The sequence below is a fragment of the Bifidobacterium castoris genome (assembly GCF_003952025.1).
In the GTDB taxonomy this organism is placed as follows: domain Bacteria; phylum Actinomycetota; class Actinomycetes; order Actinomycetales; family Bifidobacteriaceae; genus Bifidobacterium; species Bifidobacterium castoris.
The window spans coordinates 1-20,077 of the sequence record NZ_QXGI01000012.1; the positions used below are offsets into that span (position 1 = coordinate 1).

The 20,077-nt window shown below is 58.3% G+C and carries 33 protein-coding genes; 32 read left to right on the forward strand and 1 reads right to left on the reverse strand.

From position 1 onward, the window contains the following. Positions 1-179: 179 nt before the first annotated feature. The 3 genes from D2E22_RS09780 to D2E22_RS09790 all read left to right on the forward strand — a co-directional run bounded on the left by D2E22_RS09780 (position 180) and on the right by D2E22_RS09790 (position 2,811). Positions 180-1,475 (forward strand): tyrosine-type recombinase/integrase, encoded by a 1,296-nt coding sequence (locus D2E22_RS09780; protein WP_126032892.1) that lies wholly within the window; start codon positions 180-182, stop codon positions 1,473-1,475. A gap of 265 nt (positions 1,476-1,740) precedes the next feature. After that, positions 1,741-2,247, forward strand: coding sequence for a hypothetical protein (locus tag D2E22_RS09785; RefSeq protein ID WP_126032893.1), 507 nt, complete (start codon positions 1,741-1,743; stop codon positions 2,245-2,247). A gap of 126 nt (positions 2,248-2,373) precedes the next feature. Continuing rightward, positions 2,374-2,811: a hypothetical protein gene (locus D2E22_RS09790; protein WP_126032894.1), complete on the forward strand. Its 438-nt coding sequence runs from the start codon at positions 2,374-2,376 to the stop codon at positions 2,809-2,811. A gap of 364 nt (positions 2,812-3,175) precedes the next feature. Here the strand turns inward: D2E22_RS09790 and D2E22_RS09795 are convergent, their stop codons facing one another. Further along, positions 3,176-3,595: a hypothetical protein gene (locus tag D2E22_RS09795; RefSeq protein WP_126032895.1), complete on the reverse strand. Its 420-nt coding sequence runs from the start codon at positions 3,593-3,595 to the stop codon at positions 3,176-3,178. 688 nt (positions 3,596-4,283) lie between these two features. On the opposite strand from D2E22_RS09795, the gene D2E22_RS09800 reads away from it, so the two are divergent. From D2E22_RS09800 to D2E22_RS09930, 29 genes are all read left to right on the forward strand, one after another. Further along, on the forward strand, positions 4,284-4,544 hold the full coding sequence (locus D2E22_RS09800; RefSeq protein ID WP_126032896.1) for a hypothetical protein: 261 nt from the start codon (positions 4,284-4,286) through the stop codon (positions 4,542-4,544). Positions 4,545-4,602: 58 nt separating this feature from the next. Beyond that, the gene (locus D2E22_RS09805) at positions 4,603-5,361 is read left to right on the forward strand and encodes a phage antirepressor KilAC domain-containing protein (protein WP_126032897.1); all 759 of its coding nucleotides are present in this window, start codon (positions 4,603-4,605) and stop codon (positions 5,359-5,361) included. Beyond that, the gene (locus D2E22_RS09810) at positions 5,358-5,813 is read left to right on the forward strand and encodes a hypothetical protein (protein WP_126032898.1); all 456 of its coding nucleotides are present in this window, start codon (positions 5,358-5,360) and stop codon (positions 5,811-5,813) included. The genes D2E22_RS09805 and D2E22_RS09810 overlap by 4 nt, the downstream gene beginning before the upstream one ends. Then, complete coding sequence (locus D2E22_RS09815; protein ID WP_126032899.1) at positions 5,810-6,139, forward strand: hypothetical protein; 330 nt, start codon at positions 5,810-5,812, stop codon at positions 6,137-6,139. Before D2E22_RS09810 ends, D2E22_RS09815 begins: the two co-directional genes overlap by 4 nt. Further along, the gene (locus D2E22_RS09820; RefSeq protein WP_126032900.1) at positions 6,132-6,401 is read left to right on the forward strand and encodes a hypothetical protein; all 270 of its coding nucleotides are present in this window, start codon (positions 6,132-6,134) and stop codon (positions 6,399-6,401) included. The genes D2E22_RS09815 and D2E22_RS09820 overlap by 8 nt, the downstream gene beginning before the upstream one ends. Beyond that, positions 6,401-6,649: a hypothetical protein gene (locus D2E22_RS09825; protein ID WP_126032901.1), complete on the forward strand. Its 249-nt coding sequence runs from the start codon at positions 6,401-6,403 to the stop codon at positions 6,647-6,649. The genes D2E22_RS09820 and D2E22_RS09825 overlap by 1 nt, the downstream gene beginning before the upstream one ends. After that, entirely contained in the window at positions 6,649-6,801 is a 153-nt protein-coding gene (locus tag D2E22_RS10620) for a hypothetical protein (RefSeq protein ID WP_164518504.1), read from the forward strand. Before D2E22_RS09825 ends, D2E22_RS10620 begins: the two co-directional genes overlap by 1 nt. Next, positions 6,783-7,130: a hypothetical protein gene (locus D2E22_RS09830; RefSeq protein ID WP_126032902.1), complete on the forward strand. Its 348-nt coding sequence runs from the start codon at positions 6,783-6,785 to the stop codon at positions 7,128-7,130. Before D2E22_RS10620 ends, D2E22_RS09830 begins: the two co-directional genes overlap by 19 nt. Positions 7,131-7,208: 78 nt before the next feature. Continuing rightward, positions 7,209-7,415, forward strand: a complete 207-nt coding sequence (locus D2E22_RS09835) for a hypothetical protein (protein ID WP_126032903.1) — start codon at positions 7,209-7,211, stop codon at positions 7,413-7,415. Positions 7,416-8,124: 709 nt separating this feature from the next. Continuing rightward, the gene (locus D2E22_RS09840; protein WP_126032904.1) at positions 8,125-8,790 is read left to right on the forward strand and encodes a hypothetical protein; all 666 of its coding nucleotides are present in this window, start codon (positions 8,125-8,127) and stop codon (positions 8,788-8,790) included. Next, entirely contained in the window at positions 8,787-9,164 is a 378-nt protein-coding gene (locus D2E22_RS09845; protein WP_126032905.1) for a hypothetical protein, read from the forward strand. Before D2E22_RS09840 ends, D2E22_RS09845 begins: the two co-directional genes overlap by 4 nt. A 38-nt stretch (positions 9,165-9,202) precedes the next feature. Then, positions 9,203-9,457: a hypothetical protein gene (locus D2E22_RS09850; protein ID WP_126032906.1), complete on the forward strand. Its 255-nt coding sequence runs from the start codon at positions 9,203-9,205 to the stop codon at positions 9,455-9,457. Beyond that, on the forward strand, positions 9,454-9,816 hold the full coding sequence (locus tag D2E22_RS09855) for a hypothetical protein (RefSeq protein ID WP_126032907.1): 363 nt from the start codon (positions 9,454-9,456) through the stop codon (positions 9,814-9,816). Before D2E22_RS09850 ends, D2E22_RS09855 begins: the two co-directional genes overlap by 4 nt. Next, entirely contained in the window at positions 9,816-10,796 is a 981-nt protein-coding gene (locus D2E22_RS09860; protein ID WP_126032908.1) for a YqaJ viral recombinase family nuclease, read from the forward strand. Before D2E22_RS09855 ends, D2E22_RS09860 begins: the two co-directional genes overlap by 1 nt. 11 nt (positions 10,797-10,807) lie before the next feature. Next, a complete protein-coding gene (locus D2E22_RS09865; RefSeq protein WP_126032909.1) occupies positions 10,808-11,617 on the forward strand; it encodes a recombinase RecT in 810 nt (269 codons plus the stop codon). Next, on the forward strand, positions 11,614-12,156 hold the full coding sequence (gene ssb, locus D2E22_RS09870) for a single-stranded DNA-binding protein (protein WP_126032910.1): 543 nt from the start codon (positions 11,614-11,616) through the stop codon (positions 12,154-12,156). Before D2E22_RS09865 ends, ssb begins: the two co-directional genes overlap by 4 nt. An 11-nt stretch (positions 12,157-12,167) precedes the next feature. Further along, a complete protein-coding gene (locus D2E22_RS09875; protein ID WP_126032911.1) occupies positions 12,168-12,830 on the forward strand; it encodes a hypothetical protein in 663 nt (220 codons plus the stop codon). A 10-nt stretch (positions 12,831-12,840) separates the two neighbouring features. Then, positions 12,841-13,050, forward strand: coding sequence for a hypothetical protein (locus tag D2E22_RS09880; protein WP_126032912.1), 210 nt, complete (start codon positions 12,841-12,843; stop codon positions 13,048-13,050). Positions 13,051-13,234: 184 nt separating this feature from the next. After that, complete coding sequence (locus D2E22_RS09885) at positions 13,235-13,723, forward strand: hypothetical protein (RefSeq protein ID WP_126032913.1); 489 nt, start codon at positions 13,235-13,237, stop codon at positions 13,721-13,723. After that, positions 13,720-13,989 carry a hypothetical protein gene (locus tag D2E22_RS09890; RefSeq protein WP_126032914.1) on the forward strand — a complete coding sequence of 90 codons (270 nt, stop codon included), beginning with the start codon at positions 13,720-13,722 and terminating at the stop codon, positions 13,987-13,989. The genes D2E22_RS09885 and D2E22_RS09890 overlap by 4 nt, the downstream gene beginning before the upstream one ends. Continuing rightward, positions 13,986-14,495 carry a hypothetical protein gene (locus D2E22_RS09895; RefSeq protein ID WP_126032915.1) on the forward strand — a complete coding sequence of 170 codons (510 nt, stop codon included), beginning with the start codon at positions 13,986-13,988 and terminating at the stop codon, positions 14,493-14,495. The genes D2E22_RS09890 and D2E22_RS09895 overlap by 4 nt, the downstream gene beginning before the upstream one ends. Beyond that, a complete protein-coding gene (locus tag D2E22_RS09900) occupies positions 14,488-14,955 on the forward strand; it encodes a hypothetical protein (RefSeq protein ID WP_126032916.1) in 468 nt (155 codons plus the stop codon). The genes D2E22_RS09895 and D2E22_RS09900 overlap by 8 nt, the downstream gene beginning before the upstream one ends. Beyond that, positions 14,955-15,623 (forward strand): DUF3310 domain-containing protein, encoded by a 669-nt coding sequence (locus D2E22_RS09905; RefSeq protein ID WP_126032917.1) that lies wholly within the window; start codon positions 14,955-14,957, stop codon positions 15,621-15,623. The genes D2E22_RS09900 and D2E22_RS09905 overlap by 1 nt, the downstream gene beginning before the upstream one ends. Then, on the forward strand, positions 15,607-16,245 hold the full coding sequence (locus D2E22_RS10625) for a 3'-5' exonuclease family protein (protein WP_164518505.1): 639 nt from the start codon (positions 15,607-15,609) through the stop codon (positions 16,243-16,245). Before D2E22_RS09905 ends, D2E22_RS10625 begins: the two co-directional genes overlap by 17 nt. Beyond that, a complete protein-coding gene (dcd, locus tag D2E22_RS09910) occupies positions 16,242-16,793 on the forward strand; it encodes a dCTP deaminase (RefSeq protein ID WP_164518506.1) in 552 nt (183 codons plus the stop codon). The genes D2E22_RS10625 and dcd overlap by 4 nt, the downstream gene beginning before the upstream one ends. A 170-nt stretch (positions 16,794-16,963) precedes the next feature. Beyond that, positions 16,964-17,215, forward strand: a complete 252-nt coding sequence (locus D2E22_RS09915; protein WP_126032919.1) for a hypothetical protein — start codon at positions 16,964-16,966, stop codon at positions 17,213-17,215. Positions 17,216-17,316: 101 nt separating this feature from the next. Next, positions 17,317-18,099: an HNH endonuclease gene (locus tag D2E22_RS09920; protein ID WP_206431426.1), complete on the forward strand. Its 783-nt coding sequence runs from the start codon at positions 17,317-17,319 to the stop codon at positions 18,097-18,099. Position 18,100: 1 nt separating this feature from the next. Beyond that, entirely contained in the window at positions 18,101-19,129 is a 1,029-nt protein-coding gene (locus D2E22_RS09925) for a hypothetical protein (RefSeq protein WP_126032920.1), read from the forward strand. A 156-nt stretch (positions 19,130-19,285) separates the two neighbouring features. Next, a complete protein-coding gene (locus D2E22_RS09930; RefSeq protein ID WP_126032921.1) occupies positions 19,286-20,074 on the forward strand; it encodes a MerR family transcriptional regulator in 789 nt (262 codons plus the stop codon). Positions 20,075-20,077: the final 3 nt, after the last annotated feature.

Consider the following 20,077-nt stretch of genomic DNA (forward strand, 5'->3'; position numbering starts at 1 on the left):
GTGGGAGAACATGGACGAGGTGCCTAGGTGACATCGTGAACGGTACGACCGTAACGACCACCCTCGCACAATCGTTGGTATTCCAACCTTTTGTGTACCATGTGCATAGCAGGTGGGGGGCACATGCCCCCCACCTGTTTTCATTAAATTTTCATTACACGCGCGGAGGTGTGTGGGATATGCCAAGGAAGAGGGCGACCGGGGCGGCACGTCCGTACCCGTATCGGCAGAAACGCAAGGACGGCACCTATGTGGAACGGTGGAAGGTCGAACTGACGTTGGGCAAAGGTCCGGACGGCGGATACCGCACCAAGCAGATCACCGCGAGCACGTTCAGGGAATGCCAACGCAAGTACAAGGAGGCGTTGGAACGTCTCAACCGGACCGGCACGGTCGAGACGCCGGACGATGCGCCGCTCACCGACTACGTTGACAAGGTGCTCGAATCGGCGCATCATCGCGTCTCGCCGGGAACGATGAAGAACTACCGGGCCGGGGCGAAGGAGATACGACGCGCGTTCGACGGGGTGCGCGTGCGTGACGTGCGCGCGAGCATGCTGCGGTCGTTCCTCGACGACCTGTCGTCGCGTTCCGCCTCGATGACGGCGAAGGCGCGCACTCTGCTCAATCAGGCGTTCGACATGGCCGTCGGCGATCAGGTGATCCAGTCGAATCCGTTGGCGTCGGTGAAACGCCCGTCGAACCATGCGCAGACGGACCGGCGCGCGTTCAGCGTGCCCGAATTGCAGCTGATGCTGCGCAACGCCGCGACGATGCCGCTGCCGGTCGCGGCGCGCCTGTGGTGGCGGATGCTGACAGGCATGAGGCAGGGCGAGATTCTGGGCGTCGTCCTGGAGGATTTGCATTTGGATGCGCCATGCCCGTTCTATTCACTGCGATGGTCGATGACGTCGATTCCGCGCCGGCATGGATGCGATCGGCTGCCGGACGGGACATGGTCGTGCGGCAGGCAGGTCGGCGCATTCTGCCCGCAGGCGTATTACGACGTGCCCGACCGTTTCCGCATGCGTGTGCTGCATGGCGGCCTGTGTCTCAAGTCGCCGAAGTCGGGCAGGTCGAGGACGGTGCCGTTGATGCCGCAGTTGGTGCAGGTCGTGCACGCGTATCTCGCCTACACGGCGGATTGGCCGAACCCGCACGGCTTGTTGTGGCGTCACGAGGATGGTACGCCCATCGATGACGAGGAGGATCTGGACGATTTCAAGCGGCTGCTCGTCATGTGCGGCATGGACCCCAAGGAGCGGCGCGGCCATGAGACCCGCTACAGTGCGGTGACGTTGCTGCGTCGTGCGGGGGTGGATACGAAGACGGTGTTGGAGATCGTGGGGCATACGACGATGCAGGTGGATGACATCTATCGTACGGTGGATATGGAGGAGAAGGCCGAGGCGATGAACGAACTGGGCGAGTCGCTGCAACTGCCGAAGGGGCTGCTGCCCGGTGGGGAGGGGTGACGTGCTGTGTCTTCCGATTCCCTCGATTTCGACCGACTTGGACGGCGGCCTTTCTTTAGTTTTCCTTTACCTTACTTATCTATTACTTTATAAGACATATAGGAGTTCACCTAGCTCAGAGCGCGCCAACACGCCGCGTAGATATACAGTAGTTCATCTGGTGTGATATATTCGTGTTACAAGAAAAGCCCCGCCTTCTAGCGACCAAACTCTAAGACGGGGCACGGAAAGCAAGTAGCTTCCATGTCCAACTATAGCAGTCGGCATGGAGGCGGAAAAGATGGCACACATGTCCTACCAGAACGTTGACCTTGTGAACAAGGCGTCAAGCGAAGGACGCCTGCTCAAGCCGCGCGGCGGTAACGTCACCACCGACAGCTTCGTCAAGTGCGTGCTGACCGACATGGCGCAGGCGTCGATGCAGTGGCCTCCGACCGAGAAGATGAAACGCAACCACACCCCAGCACGGCTCTACACCGGCGGCTGGAGCATGATAGCCGACATTGAAGGCATGATGCTGCTCCCCAAGGAAATACTGTTCGAAGGCACCGAAGAACAAGTGGAGGCGGAGCGCGAGAAACGCGCGCGCACAGCCAAGGCGCGAATAGTCAAGGCGTGGGCGTTTCTCAAGGAGCGCGGGCTCATCAAGCAACTGTATCCGCAGTCACTTGGCAAGAATGCCGGATACCTGCTACTGATCGGCGACGCCACCGAGAACGATGCGGTCGAACAATGGGCATGGGACTGCATCGAATGGCGAGGAGGCGCGTGAAATGACGCAGTGGTTCACGTCTGATACGGTGTTGGCCCCCTTAAGTGTAGCTAACGAATCCCGTAGCGACATTTAACGGGCTTGGTGTGGTTCTCGCTGCACGATCCTTGCTTGGAAGGAGTGAAGATGATTAGTAGTTCCATCGTTGCGATTGGACAGCCCGGCGTTCCTGACTCGAATAAGTATCTGCTGTATTATGACGCCGATTGGGATTGCTGGTTCTTCCCGAACCGTCGTTCCACTCCGGATATTCAGGATGATGAGCGTGATCTGCGGAACTATTTGAGCGTCGAGTTCAAGGTTTCCGCGCAGGATTGCGAGCTCGCGATGCGCGGTACTGAGGAGAGTACGAAATACTCCACCGAGCATGACGAGGAACGGCACTATCGCTACCGCATCTACTCGGGTGACATGCAGACACTTCCGGAGCATTGGTCGCTGGACGGCGAGTTTGGGATCGGTGGTCACCGGTGCATGTGGATGACTATCGCGGAAATGCTTGCAGATGAACGCATTCATGCTGTCAACTACGATGTAGTGACCGCAGTGCGCGACAGTCTATGAAGCTGTCGGTCTGAGTGTAGATAGGACGTTATGAGGGTGGCCCAAATGGCTCAAATGGCTTGAATCATGTTTGGAATGCCATTGCCGCAGGTATGAAATGACCCCGCCTGGTTCGCTCTCCCGTGGGAGGTCGCGTGCGGGGTACTGTCACTGACGCAGTACCCATGCCGGTCTTCCCGTTCGACGACCGAGCACTCCCGATCCAGTAGGCGAGGACCAGCATGGGCCACTAGTGTTTACCGCGTACCAGCAAGCATACCACACGCAGTGAAGGCCACCCACCTAACACAAGGGGAGCGGCCTTCACCGCGTTTTCACGGATGAGGAATTAACCTCATCACACAACCAATCATAACAGGGGCGGCTACAGCTTTGTGATATACAGAATCCTCTCGTCAGCTGGGCCGTATGTGGTGTTAAAAAGCATACGCCATTTCCAACGGTATCCATCCTTGTCATATTGGCCTCGCAACGGTTCTTGATGTGTCTCGTAATATGATGCCGCTTTCTTCTCGTCGGCCTCGTAATGCTCGTAAACGTCATCAGGCATCAGGTTCGTCAAGCACTTCATCGTGCTCACGTTCCCGTATCCCTCGTCAAGGCTGAATGCGTACTGGATTTCTTTGCCGCGTTCCGACTGTATGTCGCATTTCTCTTCGGCTTGTTCGATCACATTCACTTGGGCTTGTTCGGTCACGTTCGCCTGCCCGCAGCCGCTCCCGGTGAGCGCTAATGCGGCGACCAGTACTATTGCGGTGCCGGTTTTGAGTGTCTGGTTCTTCATGGTGCCTCCCTTTCTCTCTTTTTGTTTGGTGGTTCTACCGTACCGTGTTTTCGTGGTGGGGTTTCGCCGCCGTGTTGCATGTTGTCGTTTTTCCGTCGTATCATTGCAACTGTTCGAACAGATGTTCGATGATACTGGGAAAAAGGAGCGTCGGCAGCTCCGCCAAGAACACGCCGACGCTCGATGAACGACCTACGAGGAGGTCATATTGTTAATTGTAGTGGAAGCACCTAATCTTCATCTCCCTTCCTTCGTGATGCCGCGAGCTTCGTCGATCAGTGCGAACCCGTTCGCGAATCCGAGTACTTGGGCGATTAGGTTTATGTCTTTTGTGGTCCATGGCAGTAAGCCTCTGTATCGCGGGCTTACGTATGCCTGTGTCCGACCTATCGTCTCGCCTAATTTAGTCTGAGTCATTCCTTTCTCTTGCAATCCTCGCCGTATGGTCTCGGCGAGGATGATGGTAAAGGGGTCCATTTCTTCATATTCTGATTTCCTTACCATATAAGACATGGTATCGCATATGCTATAACCGTCAATCTCGACACGCCGAAGAAATAGCCGGAATACCTATGTATCTGGCCGCATACAGACAAGGTGTATAGCATATGCTTTGACAACACGACGGAAATGCGTAAACTGAACATCAGAGCGTATAGCAAATGCTATGCCAGAAAGGAGCGTGCTGATGACTGATATGGATTCGCTGATTTCAACGGCGATTCGCACAACCGCAGCTCGTGATAACCGAACTATGCGGTCAATCTGCAAGGGCATTAACTTCAGGCCGACAAAGTTCTATGACAGGTTGTCCGGAAGGAGCTCTTGGAACACCCACGAAATCGATGCGGTAGCCAAGGAACTCGGGCTCGTTGACGGCTGGGAACTAATGGACCTCGCAAAAGAAGAAGCGGAAATCGCCTCGCGACGCAACGCAGAGAAAGCCTGACTCGTCGGCAAAAAGGAAACAGCCGGTGCGTGAACACCGGCCAAATAAAAGGTATGAGATGAATACTACAACAGCACTACAGACATTCGACTTCCATACGAACGCAGTCCGCGTTCATGTCGAAGGTGAGCACGTCGAATACTGTGCGAAGGACATCGCGGCAGCACTCGGCTACAAGGACACTACCAACGCAATCAAGCAGCATTGCCGTGGGGTGGTGAATCGCCACCCCATCCTCGACAGCCTCGGACGCACTCAGGAAGCGGTCTTCATCGGTGAAGGCGACGTCTACCGGCTGATCGCATCCAGCAAGCTCCCCGCCGCAGTCGAGTTCGAACACTGGCTGTTCGATGAAGTCCTCCCCAGCATTCGCCGTCATGGCGGCTACATGGCAGGTCAGGAATCCATGTCCCCAGAAGAGATGGCGCTTGCCTCCCTGAAGTGGTTGCAGAGCGTCGTGGACGAACAGAAGCGCCAGATCGAAGCGCAAAAGCCGAAGGTCGTGTTCGCTGACGCGCTCACCGCCAGCAAGAAGGACATCCTCGTCGGCGAGTTGGCGAAGATTCTCAAGCAGAACGGTATCGAGATCGGCCAGAACCGCTTGTTCGCGTGGCTGCGCGAACACGGCTGGCTGATGAAACGTAACGGCATCCGCAACTTCCCGACACAGAAAGCGCAAGACATGGGGCTCTTCTTTGTCAAGGCGAAGCCAGTCACACTGCCCGACGGCTCCACCATCACGTCGTACACGACGAAAGTCACGCCGAAGGGACAGCTCTACTTTATCAACAAGTTCCTTGAGGGGGAGACGGCATGAGCTACACCAGCAACTTTCAGGACGAGCCGCATACCGCAACCCATGATGACGAATACGCGAATCTCGTGTATTCAGCCATATGCAACCTCGATAAAGAGATTGCCGAGAGGGCGAAGCTGAACACACTCGAGTGGGCGAAGGAAGACGGCCTCACCGAAGAAGAGACAGAAAAGGAGATCAAGAGGCTGCAACGCAATGCGATGCACTCATGCATAGACGTATTTGACGAAGCTCAAGCAATCGTCGAATGCATGGAATCGCGCAAGGCCGGTGAAGTCATCCTCGCGACAGCAGAGGCAAAAATCGCATTCGATAACATGTGCGGCACCTTGGATGACTATGAGCGCATCTTATACGAGGCGGTGCGGGCAGTCATGCTTCGCACACCAACATATGAGGAATGGTTGGCGCAGAACCCCACACCAGATACCCAAGAGGAGGATCAGGCATGACCGAGTTCAGGACTGCTGCCGAATTGTCGGCGCGCAAGGCTGGGAAGCCGATCAGTGATCGTGCCCGCATGTGGGCGATGGAAGAAGCGTTCATCTGCGCACTGACCGGACAGCGTGAGTATGCATGTTATCCGAAGTCGTTCGCCTCGTACACTGCCGCTGACATGTTCGCACGCACGGTAGCGAACCGTACGCGTCATTCGTTCAGGCCGGAAGTGTGTGGCTTCCCGGGACGGTTCAAGACCATCATCACCAAGGATGACGGCGAGTACCACGTATGGGTCGCCTATGAAACGAACACAAGCAAGGAGGATTCCGATGCTTGACCAGAAGAACGTGTCCGCGTATGTGGATGACGAGATGGGTTCGGAGTCGCGTCGTGTGCGTTATGGCGTGGTGAACGTGGTGGCTGCGATCACTGCGGTTGGCACGCTCATGGTGATGGTGTTTGGTCCGGGCGCGTGTGCTCGTCCGGCTCGGTATTTGTTCAGTTGGCTTGTGCTGTTGGTGTCCACGCTTGTTGCGGTGGCGCCGTTGGTGGACTTGCTGCCGGAGGAATGCTTCGACGACGAAGAAGAGGAGGAGTGATGGGTGACCCATTGTATTTCGTCGATCATGACGGCGACCCGTATGTTTCCGTGGCATCCCTGTTGCGGTTTCTTGACCGCAAGATTGAAGCGTTGGACGTGACGTTGAAGTCCATGAGGGAGAGCAATGCGATCGATGGCGTGAGCTTACTTACAGGCATGCGGCTTGAGGTGGTGGGCATCCGCGCTCAGATTGATGACATGGTCACGCTTCGCGACGACCGCATCGAACAGCTTGAGGATGACTGATGGTTACGCGGAAGAACCGGGACCGGATTCTCAAATGGGTCGCGGATGACGTGCCTATCAGGTGGATCGCGAAGAACACGGGGCTGACCGTTTCCGAGGTCGAGCTGATCGTCGCCCAGGAGGAGCGGAAGGCGTGGGAGGCGCAGGAATGACGACCGTCGTTGATTGCGAACCGTCTTGCCGCACCTATCTGAACCCAGCTTTGTTCGAACGGCATGAGGATTCGCACAAGAAGCTGCTGCACATTCTCATGCCGGGGGACACGGTCGTCATAGGTCAGTCGGCGCGGCCGGGCGTGGTGCAGGTCGTCCGAAACGTGGTGGTCGGTTTCGAGAACGGTTGTTTCACGATCGATCAGCGTCCCGACCGGCTCGTGCTGCCGCATTATCTGCACACCGAACCGACTGACCCGTACGACTGGCGTCTGCTCGTCGTGTTCAAGCCCCGTCAAGGAAAAGACGGCATAAAACCCTCGTCATAACTGAACAGGGGACGGTCGTGCCTGAGTTCTCAACGTATCGTCCCCACACCCACATTCTCTATCGGAAGGAAGCGTGTTTTGGCAAGGGAGCACTACGAGCGGTTGGACATCCTGTCATTGACTGAAGCGTCTGAGGTGTTCGGCATCTCGGTGAAGGCGTTCCGTTACAACTTCAGCCACATCATTCACTCGTTGCAGAAGACGAAGCTGGGCACCGGATGGGTGCGCTACGGAGACTTGTACGACGCGTTGGGTGACATGCCGATTCTTCCGCCGGATGAATGATCCGCATTGTGGCCGTCGCAGGTTTGCCCCATGCACAACACCGCCCGTATGGGGGTGTCGAACGCTGGAGCCGGTTCGATTCCGGTGCGGCCAACTATGCGGGGTGGGCGTCAACGCCACGCGAACCCGGTTCTGAGGATTGGCCGGGAGACGCGAACGATGCGTTTGCGGCTAACGACCGTCGTCCTTCCATGACGGTCGTCCTTCCTGGACTCCTGTGGGGGATATGCCGCCGCAGCGTCCACGCCCGCACCAGATTTCACACACATGACAGAACGGAAAGGAGGATCCTGATGGACTCTCATGGGCATTACACGGGGGTGTGCGCGGATTGCGGACGGACGTGTCCGTTGTATGCGCGTCGCATGTGCCGGACCTGTTACAGCCGGTTCGTCAACGACATGAATGTCGGCGTGTGCACGGTGTGTTCGCGTATCCGTCGTCTGGTCGCGAAGCGCATGTGTTACACATGCTACTCGCATGCGCGCGGCTACAAGAAGCCGCGCCATGAGGGGGAATGCCGAAACTGCGGCCGTCATATGCGTCTTGAAGCGAAACGGTTGTGCCGCACCTGTTACAGCAAACAGCTGGGCAGATGGGAGCAATGCTCGCAATGCCATGAGCGGCGACTCATCTACGGAGCTTCGCTTGTCTGTCCACGATGCCGACTCAGCAACTATCGCAAACAACACAGAAAGGAACACGCATCATGAGGACGCGTATCAGCAAACACGGCAAATACGAGATCAGGGAAGGCGTCGCCAGCGAAATCGGCGACAGCCTGGAACCCGGCGACCTGCTCACCACGCTCACGGCAGACGGCAAGTCAATCGACGTGGAAGTCATCAATCCGATCACGAACGATGACGAGTTCAACGAAGCGATCACGAAACTGCCGGCGGAAGTCTTTATCATAGTTGCTCTCGCTCGGGCGACTGTCACCGACTTCTACTCCCTGCACCCCTATCTCGTGCGCTGCCTTCAGGATGGCGAATACAACATGTGGCTGTCCACTAAGACCGAAAGTATCCCGGTCAAGATCAAGCATCCGCTGCACGATGACGAGCCCATCACTGCTGACAAGGTGGACGCGGACATTATCACCGAGAAGAAGGTGTACACGGACGGCACCGTGAAGGTGCCTAACATGCCGGGCCTGTACAAGGACTGCTCCGGAGATGTTCTCGTAGCTTTCCACAATCTCGGTGCTAGCAAGCTGTACTACTCCTACATCACGATCGAGGGGCAAGAGTGTCTGAGCCTTTTTGAATTTGCGAGGCCGGTCGAAGATCTAGCCGACAGGTGGGCGCCGTACACGCGTATCACGTCAATCGAGCAGCTGCGTAAGGCGATCAACGCCGGGGTGGAATCGTGAGTGGGAAGAAGAAGCCGATGCCGCAGGATGCGTTGGTTCCCGACGAGCTGACGCCCGACATGACGCTGATGCTGATGAAGCCGGCGGCGGATTTGTCCAAGGCGTGCGCCGCATACCTGATGAAGGTGCGCACGCTCATGGAAACCCGTGACAAGGATTCATGGCGTGAGAAGTGGCCGGATTCGGAAATGAGCGAATGCGTCGAGGTCGTGTACGACACGGCCGATATGGCGCAACGCATGCTGAAGACCGCGCAGGCGATCTCGACGATGCTCGTAACCCCGTTGAACAGTCATGAGATCGTCCTGTTGGACGAGTTGCGTCGAAGTCTTGAACCCGACGACGTGGACATGGACACGGGCGAACTCCAGTGAAAGACAGTAACGAACGCCCGTTGCCCAGTGATGTGCCAGTGGAGGACACGCTGACGATCAGTGAGTTCCTCCACTCGGTACACCACCCGCAAGAGGACATGACGCGCGCGACGATCCGGTTCGGACAGTACGCGTTCAACCAATACCGCAAACAATACGGTCGGCCACCGTACACGCGGCGCATCAACGGCAACGGGCCAGTCAAGGTCTACCTAGACCCGATCGAATACATCTTTCTGTGCAGCACATACGAGCAGTGGCGGCGCAGGCAACAAGGAAAGGAACACGCATGAACCTGTTGGAAGAGACTCTGGCGGACATCAAACGGTATGGGTATACGACTGCCGGCGTGCTGTACGTCGGCAGTGAGGACGGCCGTGTGCAGATGACATGGGAGCAAGCCGAACCGTTTTTGAATGTCAATTACGACGCCGGGTATGGTGCGCAAGAAATCGTGAAAGACCTGTGCGTGCGTTTCAAGGGTGGGGCGATGCTGATACGCCATGAGTACGACGGCAAGGAATGGTGGCGGTTCGTCCCCGCGCCAAACATGCATGGCGCCCCGTTCAAAATCGTGAAAGGCGAATACAAGTCTCTTGCCGATGTCAACTATCCAATGGGAATCCCCGTCAACACCAAGGTGGAGGACTGATGGGGAGGCATCTGGTTCGTGATTGTGATGCGTTCACGCTTGTCCGGTTCACACAGCCGACCGCTGCGGAACGTCATGCGGCATGGCTCGACCATCGTCGTCAAGGTGTCGGCGGTTCCGACATGGCGACGATTCTCGGCATCAACACGTATAAGACGCCGTACGAACTGTGGCTGGAGAAGACCGGCCGTGAGCACCCGGTTGACATCAGCGGTAAATGGGCGGTCGTCAAGGGCAACGCATTGGAAAAAGAGCTGCGTAACCGGTTCCGTGACCTGCATCCAGAATGGGAGGTGTACGACGGTACCGACAAGAGCCTGGTCAGTCGTGCGCACCCCTGCATGATCGCATCCCTTGACGGCATCCTCTACGACGAGACGCGCGGATTCGGAGTGTTGGAAATCAAGACGACGAGCGCGCATCGCGGACAAACCGACTGGCATGACACAGAAGGCAACCTCAGGATTCCCGACTATTACCTGACACAGGTCACGTTCTATCTGGCCGTCACCGGTTGGACATGGGGCGTGGTTTATGCGGACATCGGCGAAACGGAACCGGTCGAGATCATGTTCGAACGAGACGAGGACGACATCAAGGCCGTCATCGACGCCGCCGAATCGTTCTGTGGGTATGTCGAGCGTGACGAGCCTCCAGCGTTGACCTCCACGGACGTGGACAGGGTGCAGCAGGAGGAACAGCCAGAAGGGTACGAGCAGGTCGATGACGGTGAGTTCGATAGGCTCGCCGGGCTCTGGCAGCAGTTTGACGACGCCGAGAAAGCCGCCAAAAAGAGCAAGACGGGTATCGGCGACCAGTTGAAGAAAATGGTCGGCGATACGCGTCGAGGTCTTGTCAGCGCGCACGCACAAGTCGGCTACAAGGACGTCAACTACAAGGCGCAGCCGGAGAAACTCATTCCCGCGAAGGACGCGTACACGGCACGCCGTTTCTACGTCAAACCACTCAATAACGACTGAAAGGAACCATCATGGGCGCATTGGCGACCACAGCGAAGAACAACGAGTTGACCACGATGAACACCATGGGTGACATTCATGCGCTGATCCGCGGCAGGCGCGCACAGATCGAATCGGTCATGAGCGGCGTTCTCACTCCAGAACGGCTTTATTCATTGTTGCAAAGCGCGGTGAGCCACGAACCGAAACTGTTGCAGTGCACTCCGGAAAGCATCGTGGCGTGCTGCATGAAATGTGCGGTGCTCGGTTTGGAACCGTCGAATGTGGATGGTTTGGGTAAGGCGTACATCCTGCCGTACGGGAACAAGAACTATCAGACAGGACAGGTGGAGGCAACGTTCATCCTCGGATACAAGGGCATGATCGAACTCGCCCGCCGTTCCGGTGAGATCAAGTCGTTGAACGTGACGCCCGTGTTCGAGGACGACGGCATCAAACTGTTCATGGACGAAGCAGGACAACCGTACATCAAGGCCGGTGAGGTCAATCCGCTCGCCAACCATACACCGGACAAGCTCATGTTCGTGTTTTTGAACGCCGAGTTCACCAACGGCGGCCACTATCGCACATATATGACGCGTGCCGAAATCGACGCGGCGAAGAAACGCAGCAGTGCAGGGGACCGTGGCCCTTGGAAGACGGATTACGTGGCGATGGCGCGCAAGACCGTCGTGCGGCGCGCGTTCCCCTATCTGCCGGTGAGTACCGAAGCGCAGTCGGCGGCCGTGGAGGACGAGACCACGCCGCATTTCGATTTCCTCGACCGTAACACCACTCCGGTGGGTGAACCGTCTGACGTGATGCAGGAGGCGACAGCATGAGTTTGCCTGATGTGACGATTGTCGGGAACCTGACCGCCGACCCGGAGCTACGCACCATTGGCAACGGTTCGAAGGTCGTGAACTTCACGATCGCAGCGAGCTCCCGCCGGTTGAACAAGCAGACCAACCAGTGGGAAGACGGTGACGTGTGGTTCCTCAGCTGCAACGCGTGGGACGGGGAGCATCACATGCTTGCAAGCAACATCGCGGCCTCCCTGAGCAAGGGGATGACCGTCATCGCCTATGGGCGTGTACGCCAACGTGAATACCAGGCGAAGGACGGTTCGAAACGGTACGTGGTCGAGATGACCGTGGATCACGTCGGCTACGACTTGCGTAAGTCTGCCGTTGCCGTGAACCGTCCGCAGCAGTCGGGTTTCAACCCCAATGGCGGTTTCCAGCAGCCGGCACAGCAGCAGAACGGGTGGGGCGCGCCCTCACAGCAGCAGGCGCAGCAACCGGCGGCAGACCCGTGGGCCAGCTACAGAGAGTTCGGTTCGTCCGACGGGGCGCCGACATCAAACGAGGACGACTTCTAAGGAGACACAATATGACAGCAACATCCGTGGATATCCCCAACACCCAGATGACGAGGCGTCAACGGTTCACGGCAGTGGCGAGCTTTCGCAAACACCACGCATGGGCCGTCGACTACGAGCCGCACACACTGCTCGACCATAACCCCGGCATGAGCGTGCGTGAAGCGTTCGAACAGCTCAAGGCCGAAGCGGAACGCGAACAGAGGCTTCAGCAGGAGAAGGAACGGCGCGACGTGCAACGCACGGCCCACCGGCTCTATAACACGCGTTACTGCGCGTTGGAGGAGCCGGAACGCATCCAACTACGCATCTTCTTGGAGAACGGGGGACGCAAGGACATCGCCGACGCGTTGGTCGACAATGTGACGTGCAGCGCCGAATCGATCCGCAAACTCATCGACGAAGGCGAATGGGACCGCGACCCGGAAAAGGACTGGCTCGCGATCCTGCCCCCACGAGCGCAACCAGAACCGACGGTAGGCGGCATAGGCCGCTTCCTCGCCGACCTACGCGCACACCGACGCAAATGGCGCATGTGGGGGACTTTTCCCACAAGTGAAGGAGCTGAACACGAGGCGCGTGTACTGAGTCAACGAGCCGGCCTCGGATTCGACATCCGCACCGTCACCTACCAGCCGGACGGCACCACCGGCGTATTCGCCCGACGACCATAAGGAGCACATCATGGGCAAACGTAAAACCGTTGCGGTTCTTGCCGCAGTGGTCGTGGCCGTTGGTGTTGCCGGCTGCGACATCAAACTGGGGGATTCCGACGGTACGCGCATCGAGTGCGAATACGTGCCGATGACCCGTCCGATGTGGATAGACGATCAGATGTACCTGATGCCGTATCAGGAATGCATTCCCGTGAGTGTTGACGAGGAGGCGACGTGATGCATCATTGCGATCTTCCACCGAGGCGTGGGAACTTCTACGAAGTGTATCGGTGCCCTGTGTGCAGACAGTGGTGGTTCAACAATTGCGGCCTCTGGGTACACAGAAGCCGGCTCTTCCTGTTTTTTGCCGGCTACAACGATCAGTGCCGCAGTTTCCTGCGTCACAACGGAAAGGGGCGGTCGTGAGTAATCCGAGCAAGGCCAAGGGTACGCGATTCGAGTCGGCCGTATGCGACTACCTGCGGTGGGCGTTGGATGACGAACGTATCCAACGGCTCACCTTGCACGGCAGCAAGGATGTGGGCGACATCGGCAACATCTACTTCTGTGGTGCGCCGGTGGTCATCGAATGCAAGGCGACGCGCACACCCAACTGGCGCAAACACTGGGCTGAGTGCGAAGTCGAGATGGGCAACCGCGACACCGAGTTCGGTTGGGTCATCCGCAAACGCCCTGGCCTGGGCATGGACACACGAGACAAAGTCGGCAAGCATCTCGCCTACACGAGGAAACAAACCTACTTCCAGATGTGCGACATGGCCGGCGGCATCGACCTCGACCACCTGACCGAGAAAATCCCACGCAACCCGCTACTAATCGGCCTACCAGTCGAACAACTAGCCCTCTTACTCAACCACATGCAACCGTTAGGACCCGAGGAGGAAACATGAGCAACTACCGCGTACTCAAACCCGTCCCCCATATAGACAAGCTTGACGCTGGCGACCGTTGCACGCTCAAACTCCCCGCCGGCGGCACGGTCGAAGGAATCATGCTCACAAGAGCTATCCGCATTGACGAAAGTCTTCTACGCATCGTTTGGTTCAACGACGGCCGCTCATACCCCGTAAGCCTAGTAGAAAGCTGGACGGACTTCTGCCAATTCGTAGGAGGCTGGCACGACACCGACAACGATACGAGAAAGGACCAGTCATGACCATTCGCATCTACAAGCCCGAAGACGTGCGCGACCTACCCAAACCCGTCACCCTATGGGCGGTATGGGAAGGCACCGACGGACGACACCACGAAAAAGCTTACGCATACACGACCGACATTGAAATAGGACACTTGCCACCAAGAGGAAGGCAGTACACCAGCACGGTCCCCGGTGAGCATCCGCTACTCACTGCCGACTACGAGGAAGACGCGTCCCAAGTGCTGCCCGGCACGTTGCGGTTCATCCGCATCGAGGACGTCGCGCGCCTCTACCGGTACGTCAATAAGGCTGGGGAGACCGTGGTGTTCCACTGGGACGGATACAGCCCCGCTGAAATGGTGGCCGACCGTGTGCGCACGCTCAACGGCTTCTATCTCGACCAATACGACCGCGAGTATTCGCATATCTTCTACCCGCGCCTCGTCGATCAGGACGAACGGCTCGAACCGGACGAATGGGCCGACGACTACGACAAGATGCTGGAAAGGAGTAGGCATGAGTAAGACGACGCTTAAGCAATGGTGGGCGGACAACAAGCTCACCCTGTTCAGCCTCGCATACGGTGTGATAATGATCGCCGGGAGCCAATGGCTGCCCATCACGCCACGCGTCATCCTCACCGCGGCCGGCGGCATCATGACCGGTATCGCATTCCCGCTCGGCACGCTTTGCTGGTTGCAGGACAAAGCCATGGAACAAGCCGCAAGCGACATGCAAGCCATGCACAAAGCCGCAAGCGACGAAATCAAGGTGACTGTTCCATACGGCACCGAGTTCAAGGATTCCACATGGCGCGCGGCACGCATGTCCTACGCAGGCATACATGCGGAACACCACGACTGGAAAACATGGGACCAGCTCAGCGAAGAACAGCAATGGACGCTCATGGCGCACACGCACGTGAACAGTCTCATTGCGCTCGAAATCGCCAAACGCTACAACGAACCGCAGGAGGAAACCTGATGACGGATAATGTGAACCATCCCGCGCATTACGAATCCAACGGGCCGTTTGAATGCATCGAACTGGCACACTACTACGATTTCTGCGTCGGGAACGCGATCAAATACGTGTGGCGCCACATGGACAAGGGGAAACCGTTCGAGGACCTGAGCAAAGCACTCTGGTACGTGTCGTGGGAACTGGACTGCACCGGCGACCCCCTCATCAGACAGCCACCGTTAACCGACGACAAGCTCTTTATGCTTGCGGACACTGATTTCGCGCACATGCGCGAGTTCTGGGAAGCGCTCATAATCCACAACCTGCCGAACATGCGCGCAGCCATCGAACGCCGCGCGGTCGCGCTCACAGGAGTGGGCAGACTCGAACGGTTCCAGCCAGGATCGAAGCCGCTCGGGCACGGACATGTGAGCGCACAGACGCAAGGCAAAAAACTGTTCATGCTGCGCAGGCAAAGCACCCCGCCGGTGATTGTCGGCGAAGCGATGCGCGCACGCGGCTTCGACTGGGAGAACAACACCATCCTCCTCATCGAACAAGGCATTCGCCGCATTTACCTCGACGAAGCCATCGCCCTGCTCGAAACCTACGGCTACTGCAAAGCGAACATGTTCGCAGCAATCAACTTCATCCTGAAAGAGAGCGTCACCAATGAGTGCAAACAATGAGCATCTGCTGCTGTGGATCGACACCGAAACCACGGCAATCAAACCAGAAGACGGCCAACTGTTGGAAATCGGCATGCGCATCACCGACCTCGACGGCACACCCATGACAGAGCCGGGAAACTACGATTCGTACAAGTTCAGCACCGTCATCCCGCACTCGTGCATCAACTACACGCGTGACACCGCGTATGCGATCCGCATGCATCAGGACAACGGGCTGCTGGACGAAGCTCTGTGCGCCGAACCCCCCGTGAACGCAGGCGAATGGTTGCTGGATCGCGTCGACCGCCTGACATTCGGTGGGCCGAGCGTCAGGCTGCACCCGGCCGGCACCAACGTGGACTTTGACCTCGCATGGCTCAGAGCCCACCAAGAACCACTTCTCACCGGCCCGGCGTGGAACGAATACGTGTCGTATCGCAAGCTCGACATGAGCACGATCCGTCTCACCCTCGAAACGGTAGGCATCAACCCATACGAAAACAGCAGGAAGGCCACGCATCGCGTGGACGACTGCCTCGACCGCGACATCTACGACTGGACGCACTGGGCCGAATGGGCCAAAAAGCACATGAACATCATGGAAAGGAAGAAATGGGAGAAATGGGAGAAGGAAGCATGACCGATTGGCTCAACGACGACCAGCTCGAAGCACGCATCATGTGCGACCGTCTCGTCGAACCCACCGGTATGGCGCTCAACAGCATCCAGCCGGCAAGCGTCGACATGCACCTAGGCGACTCGCTGCTGGTACAGAAACCGGGACAGGTCATCAACATGCAATACCCCGAACGCATCCAATACACCGGCACCGAGCACGTCGGCGAATTCCAGCTGAAACCCGGCGCATTCATATTGGGTACCACGCAGGAGACCGTCAACTGTCCCGTTGACCTCGTCGGCCAGCTCGTCGGCAAAAGCACCGTCGCCCGACACGGCCTGTTCGTGCACGTGTGCGCAGGCTTCATCGACCCCGGCTTCTCGGGACAAATCACGCTCGAACTGTACAACGCGTCATCCAACACACTTGTGCTCACGCCCGGCATGACCATCGCACAACTCGTGTTCAGCAAAATCGACCCGCCAGCCTACCCATACGGCAGCAAGGAAGCCGGAAGCCACTACCAATTCCAGACGGGCGCGACCGCACCGAAAGGAGACCTGAAGTGAACCAGATTCCACCACCCCTGTTCAGCGACCGCCGGTGTGAGTATTGCGGACGACCATCGATAGGCGCCGACCGCTGCCCGCACGCGATAGACCGACGCCACCCATGCCCGGCGCGCGTACAGGACCAGCAGCAGCGGCATGAACGACTACGACACATGGGGCGATGAACGATGGACGACAAGACCGCAAAACAGCTGACCGACGCGATACACGACGTGCTCGGCATGGTCCCGTTCGTGCTCGTCGCCGACACGTCCACACCAGACGAAGCGTTCGGCGACGAGCGTACCACCCGCATCAGCGTCACCTCGCCGCCGCACCAGACCTCCTACACGACGATCGGCCTATGCGCATGCGGCCTCGACCTACTGCGCTACGGCGACGACGACGAAGACGACGACTGGGACGACGAGGACGACTAGACACGTGGACACGTTGCTGCTCATAGGCATCCTCGCCGCACTCCTACTGATCTCATGGTGGACCGACGGACACCACTTCTAACCAAGTTAAGGAAACACCCATGGACGATACCGGCAAGTGCCCCGAATGCGGCGCACCAGTAAACGTCATACACGTCAACAGAATCGGCGACCCGACACACCACCGGTATCACCGTTGCACGGCATGCGACTGGGCCGACGCGCCAAGCAACCTGTTCGGCGCCGACGAAACGCAAACCGAGCCGGCGCCGACTTCCACAACCCCGAAGAAACCCAAGACAAGAGGAGAGAAAAACATGGCTGTCAGCAAAAGACTACGATTCGAAGTTCTCCGCCGCGACGGAATGGAATGCCACTACTGCCATAGGAAAGACGTTCCACTCACCGTCGATCACGTCATACCACAGGCGCTCGGCGGCCCTAGCACTGCGGAAAACCTCGTGGCGTGCTGCCGTGATTGCAATATCGGCAAAACATCCATCAACCCAGACGAACCACTCGTCGCGGGCGTGTCCGAACAGGCCGAAGCGTTCAGAGAAGCACTCGCAGAAGCGAAAGCCGTGGTCGCGTCCGACTTTCTTTGGGAACAGGAGTACATGGACAGGGTGCGGGACCTATGGGAAGACGCCACGTCACTTGACGACGAATACTGCCTCCCCATGCCCGTAACATGGCGGTCAACCGCAAGATACTGGGGACAGATCGGAGTGCCGCGCGCCTTCCTTGAGTACGCATTCGGCATAGCCAAGGAGCGGTACGACAGCCACCGTCTAACAGCTAAAAAAGCATTCGCGTACGCCTCGGGAATCGTCGGCAACCGCATGGAAGAAGCGGCAAGACTGGCACGGGAAAAGGTGAAGTGACATGCGCATTCGCAGCATCAGACCTGAGTTCTACGATTCAGAAAGCATGGGCGCCGTGTCATGGGACGCGCGCTTCGTGTTCGAATGCCTGTGGTCGTACGTGCAAGACAATGGCGTGAACCGTGACAACGCGCGCATGATACGTGGCACATGCATGCCCTACGACAGTGATGAAGTGATCCCGCGCATCGAAGCCGCGTTGGACGAACTCGAAGCCGTGGGCTGTGTCGTGCGCTACACATGGCATGGCAAGCGGCTTTTGTGGCTTCCGGGCTTCCTGACCTACCAGAAAATCGACCGTCCGAGCACATGCCTGTTCCCGACTCCACAGCAGGCCGAAGAGAGCGAAGCCTCGACGACTACTCGCGAGACACTCGATGGTCACTCGCGAGACACTCGCGAGACACTCGCGACCGGAGTAGGAGTAGGAGTAGGAGTAGGGAGTGAGGATATTCTTTCTAGAGGGGGAGGAGGTAGTAAAAGTACCTTAACGCGCGCGCGCACGCGCGAGGCCGCCCCCACTCCCGCCGGTGAGGACGTGGATGAGGATGCTCTAGTGGAATCGTGGCGCCCGTCAGCGGAGAACACCGCCCTCGCCGAACAGCTCGGCGTGGACGCAATCAGGCTGGAGCGCAGATTCCGTGACAAGATCGCCCGCAAGGGGCTGACTGCGCTCGGTGTCAAACGGCGCACGCTGACGGCGCTAGACGCCACATTCCGCAGTTGGGTCGAGCATGAGGCGCAATGGGCGGGGGAGGGGACGAAACAGGTCAAACCACCCGACCCGGTGCATGCCGCGCCGCCTCGGCACTCATGGTGCGGGCCGGAGGTACGCGCCATCATGCGGCCGTACCTTGCCGCGTTCCCCGAACCGAACCCGGACACCACAGGGCCGGGAAAGGCGTGGTTCGAGGCGTGCAGGGACGTGGCACGACGCCTCGACGCCGGCGAGGACGAAGCCTCGATCATCGAATGGGTCGAAGCCAACTACGGGCCCCAAAACCCCACAAGTGCGGCAAACGACCCGTAGAACGATGAACAAGCGTCGATATGATAAACTATGCGCATCAGGCACGAAACGCGGTCAGGGATACCGTAAAACGGCGTACGGGTGTATGTACGCCTAAACCCGACGCCGTCACGTTGAGAACAGCGAACCCATCGCCAACGAAAGGACCCGACCCGCGTGACGTGCCCGATGTGCAACAACCCCTCCACGCCAACCATCTGCCGCACCTGCAAACGACAAACCGCACAAGACCTCGCATGGCTCGCCAACAACTGCGACGACCTCGAACACTACCGACTCAACCGCGCCTACGGCAAACACGCCGCAAACAGCGGAGGGGGACGACGGACGGAAGCACCCACGCCCGTACGCGAAGCCATCTACGACGCCCTCTATGTGGACCGCTACCGCAACCTCAAACAGACACTCAACACGTGGGCCATGTGCTTCTCGCAGCCGCCCGCGCCCGAAGGCTGCCTCGCGCAACAGGCACGCATCCTCGACGGCCTCGACCTGTGGACGCCGGGCAAGACCGCCGCCAGCGCCATCTACGCGGCCGAAACACACATCCTCGTCACCCGGTTGTGCGCGATCCTCGCGAACATGGACGAAACCCGCATCCACCTCGGCATATGCCCGAATCCCGAATGCGCACGCCCCGTGTACGCGGCCGCGGACGCACGCGAGGCCACCTGCGCGCACTGCAACAACACGTGGACCGCGACCATCCTGCGCCGCGCGACCGACGCGCAACTGTGCGAAACGGACGCGGAAGGCACCGCAGGCGAACTCGCCCTCATGCTCGACCAGGTCGGCATCGAAGTCGCGGCGAGCACGATCCGCTCATGGGCGTCGCGCGGCAAGCTCATGCCCATCCTCGACAAGAACGGCCACGCCACCAAACGCTACAAGCTCACCGACGCCTACCGACTCACCGACACCTACCGGCAGCAGCACCTCGACTGAAAG

What these genes read in the sequence shown, in the direction of transcription:
- D2E22_RS09780 (WP_126032892.1), top strand. Translation starts at nt 180, where the DNA reads ATGCCAAGGAAGAGGGCGACCGGGGCGGCACGTCCGTACCCGTATCGG.
- D2E22_RS09785 (WP_126032893.1), top strand. Translation starts at nt 1,741, where the DNA reads ATGGAGGCGGAAAAGATGGCACACATGTCCTACCAGAACGTTGACCTT.
- D2E22_RS09790 (WP_126032894.1), top strand. Translation starts at nt 2,374, where the DNA reads ATGATTAGTAGTTCCATCGTTGCGATTGGACAGCCCGGCGTTCCTGAC.
- D2E22_RS09795 (WP_126032895.1), bottom strand. Translation starts at nt 3,595, where the DNA reads ATGAAGAACCAGACACTCAAAACCGGCACCGCAATAGTACTGGTCGCC.
- D2E22_RS09800 (WP_126032896.1), top strand. Translation starts at nt 4,284, where the DNA reads ATGACTGATATGGATTCGCTGATTTCAACGGCGATTCGCACAACCGCA.
- D2E22_RS09805 (WP_126032897.1), top strand. Translation starts at nt 4,603, where the DNA reads ATGAATACTACAACAGCACTACAGACATTCGACTTCCATACGAACGCA.
- D2E22_RS09810 (WP_126032898.1), top strand. Translation starts at nt 5,358, where the DNA reads ATGAGCTACACCAGCAACTTTCAGGACGAGCCGCATACCGCAACCCAT.
- D2E22_RS09815 (WP_126032899.1), top strand. Translation starts at nt 5,810, where the DNA reads ATGACCGAGTTCAGGACTGCTGCCGAATTGTCGGCGCGCAAGGCTGGG.
- D2E22_RS09820 (WP_126032900.1), top strand. Translation starts at nt 6,132, where the DNA reads ATGCTTGACCAGAAGAACGTGTCCGCGTATGTGGATGACGAGATGGGT.
- D2E22_RS09825 (WP_126032901.1), top strand. Translation starts at nt 6,401, where the DNA reads ATGGGTGACCCATTGTATTTCGTCGATCATGACGGCGACCCGTATGTT.
- D2E22_RS10620 (WP_164518504.1), top strand. Translation starts at nt 6,649, where the DNA reads ATGGTTACGCGGAAGAACCGGGACCGGATTCTCAAATGGGTCGCGGAT.
- D2E22_RS09840 (WP_126032904.1), top strand. Translation starts at nt 8,125, where the DNA reads ATGAGGACGCGTATCAGCAAACACGGCAAATACGAGATCAGGGAAGGC.
- D2E22_RS09855 (WP_126032907.1), top strand. Translation starts at nt 9,454, where the DNA reads ATGAACCTGTTGGAAGAGACTCTGGCGGACATCAAACGGTATGGGTAT.
- D2E22_RS09860 (WP_126032908.1), top strand. Translation starts at nt 9,816, where the DNA reads ATGGGGAGGCATCTGGTTCGTGATTGTGATGCGTTCACGCTTGTCCGG.
- D2E22_RS09865 (WP_126032909.1), top strand. Translation starts at nt 10,808, where the DNA reads ATGGGCGCATTGGCGACCACAGCGAAGAACAACGAGTTGACCACGATG.
- ssb (WP_126032910.1), top strand. Translation starts at nt 11,614, where the DNA reads ATGAGTTTGCCTGATGTGACGATTGTCGGGAACCTGACCGCCGACCCG.
- D2E22_RS09875 (WP_126032911.1), top strand. Translation starts at nt 12,168, where the DNA reads ATGACAGCAACATCCGTGGATATCCCCAACACCCAGATGACGAGGCGT.
- D2E22_RS09880 (WP_126032912.1), top strand. Translation starts at nt 12,841, where the DNA reads ATGGGCAAACGTAAAACCGTTGCGGTTCTTGCCGCAGTGGTCGTGGCC.
- D2E22_RS09890 (WP_126032914.1), top strand. Translation starts at nt 13,720, where the DNA reads ATGAGCAACTACCGCGTACTCAAACCCGTCCCCCATATAGACAAGCTT.
- D2E22_RS09895 (WP_126032915.1), top strand. Translation starts at nt 13,986, where the DNA reads ATGACCATTCGCATCTACAAGCCCGAAGACGTGCGCGACCTACCCAAA.
- D2E22_RS09900 (WP_126032916.1), top strand. Translation starts at nt 14,488, where the DNA reads ATGAGTAAGACGACGCTTAAGCAATGGTGGGCGGACAACAAGCTCACC.
- D2E22_RS09905 (WP_126032917.1), top strand. Translation starts at nt 14,955, where the DNA reads ATGACGGATAATGTGAACCATCCCGCGCATTACGAATCCAACGGGCCG.
- D2E22_RS10625 (WP_164518505.1), top strand. Translation starts at nt 15,607, where the DNA reads ATGAGTGCAAACAATGAGCATCTGCTGCTGTGGATCGACACCGAAACC.
- dcd (WP_164518506.1), top strand. Translation starts at nt 16,242, where the DNA reads ATGACCGATTGGCTCAACGACGACCAGCTCGAAGCACGCATCATGTGC.
- D2E22_RS09915 (WP_126032919.1), top strand. Translation starts at nt 16,964, where the DNA reads ATGGACGACAAGACCGCAAAACAGCTGACCGACGCGATACACGACGTG.
- D2E22_RS09920 (WP_206431426.1), top strand. Translation starts at nt 17,317, where the DNA reads ATGGACGATACCGGCAAGTGCCCCGAATGCGGCGCACCAGTAAACGTC.
- D2E22_RS09925 (WP_126032920.1), top strand. Translation starts at nt 18,101, where the DNA reads ATGCGCATTCGCAGCATCAGACCTGAGTTCTACGATTCAGAAAGCATG.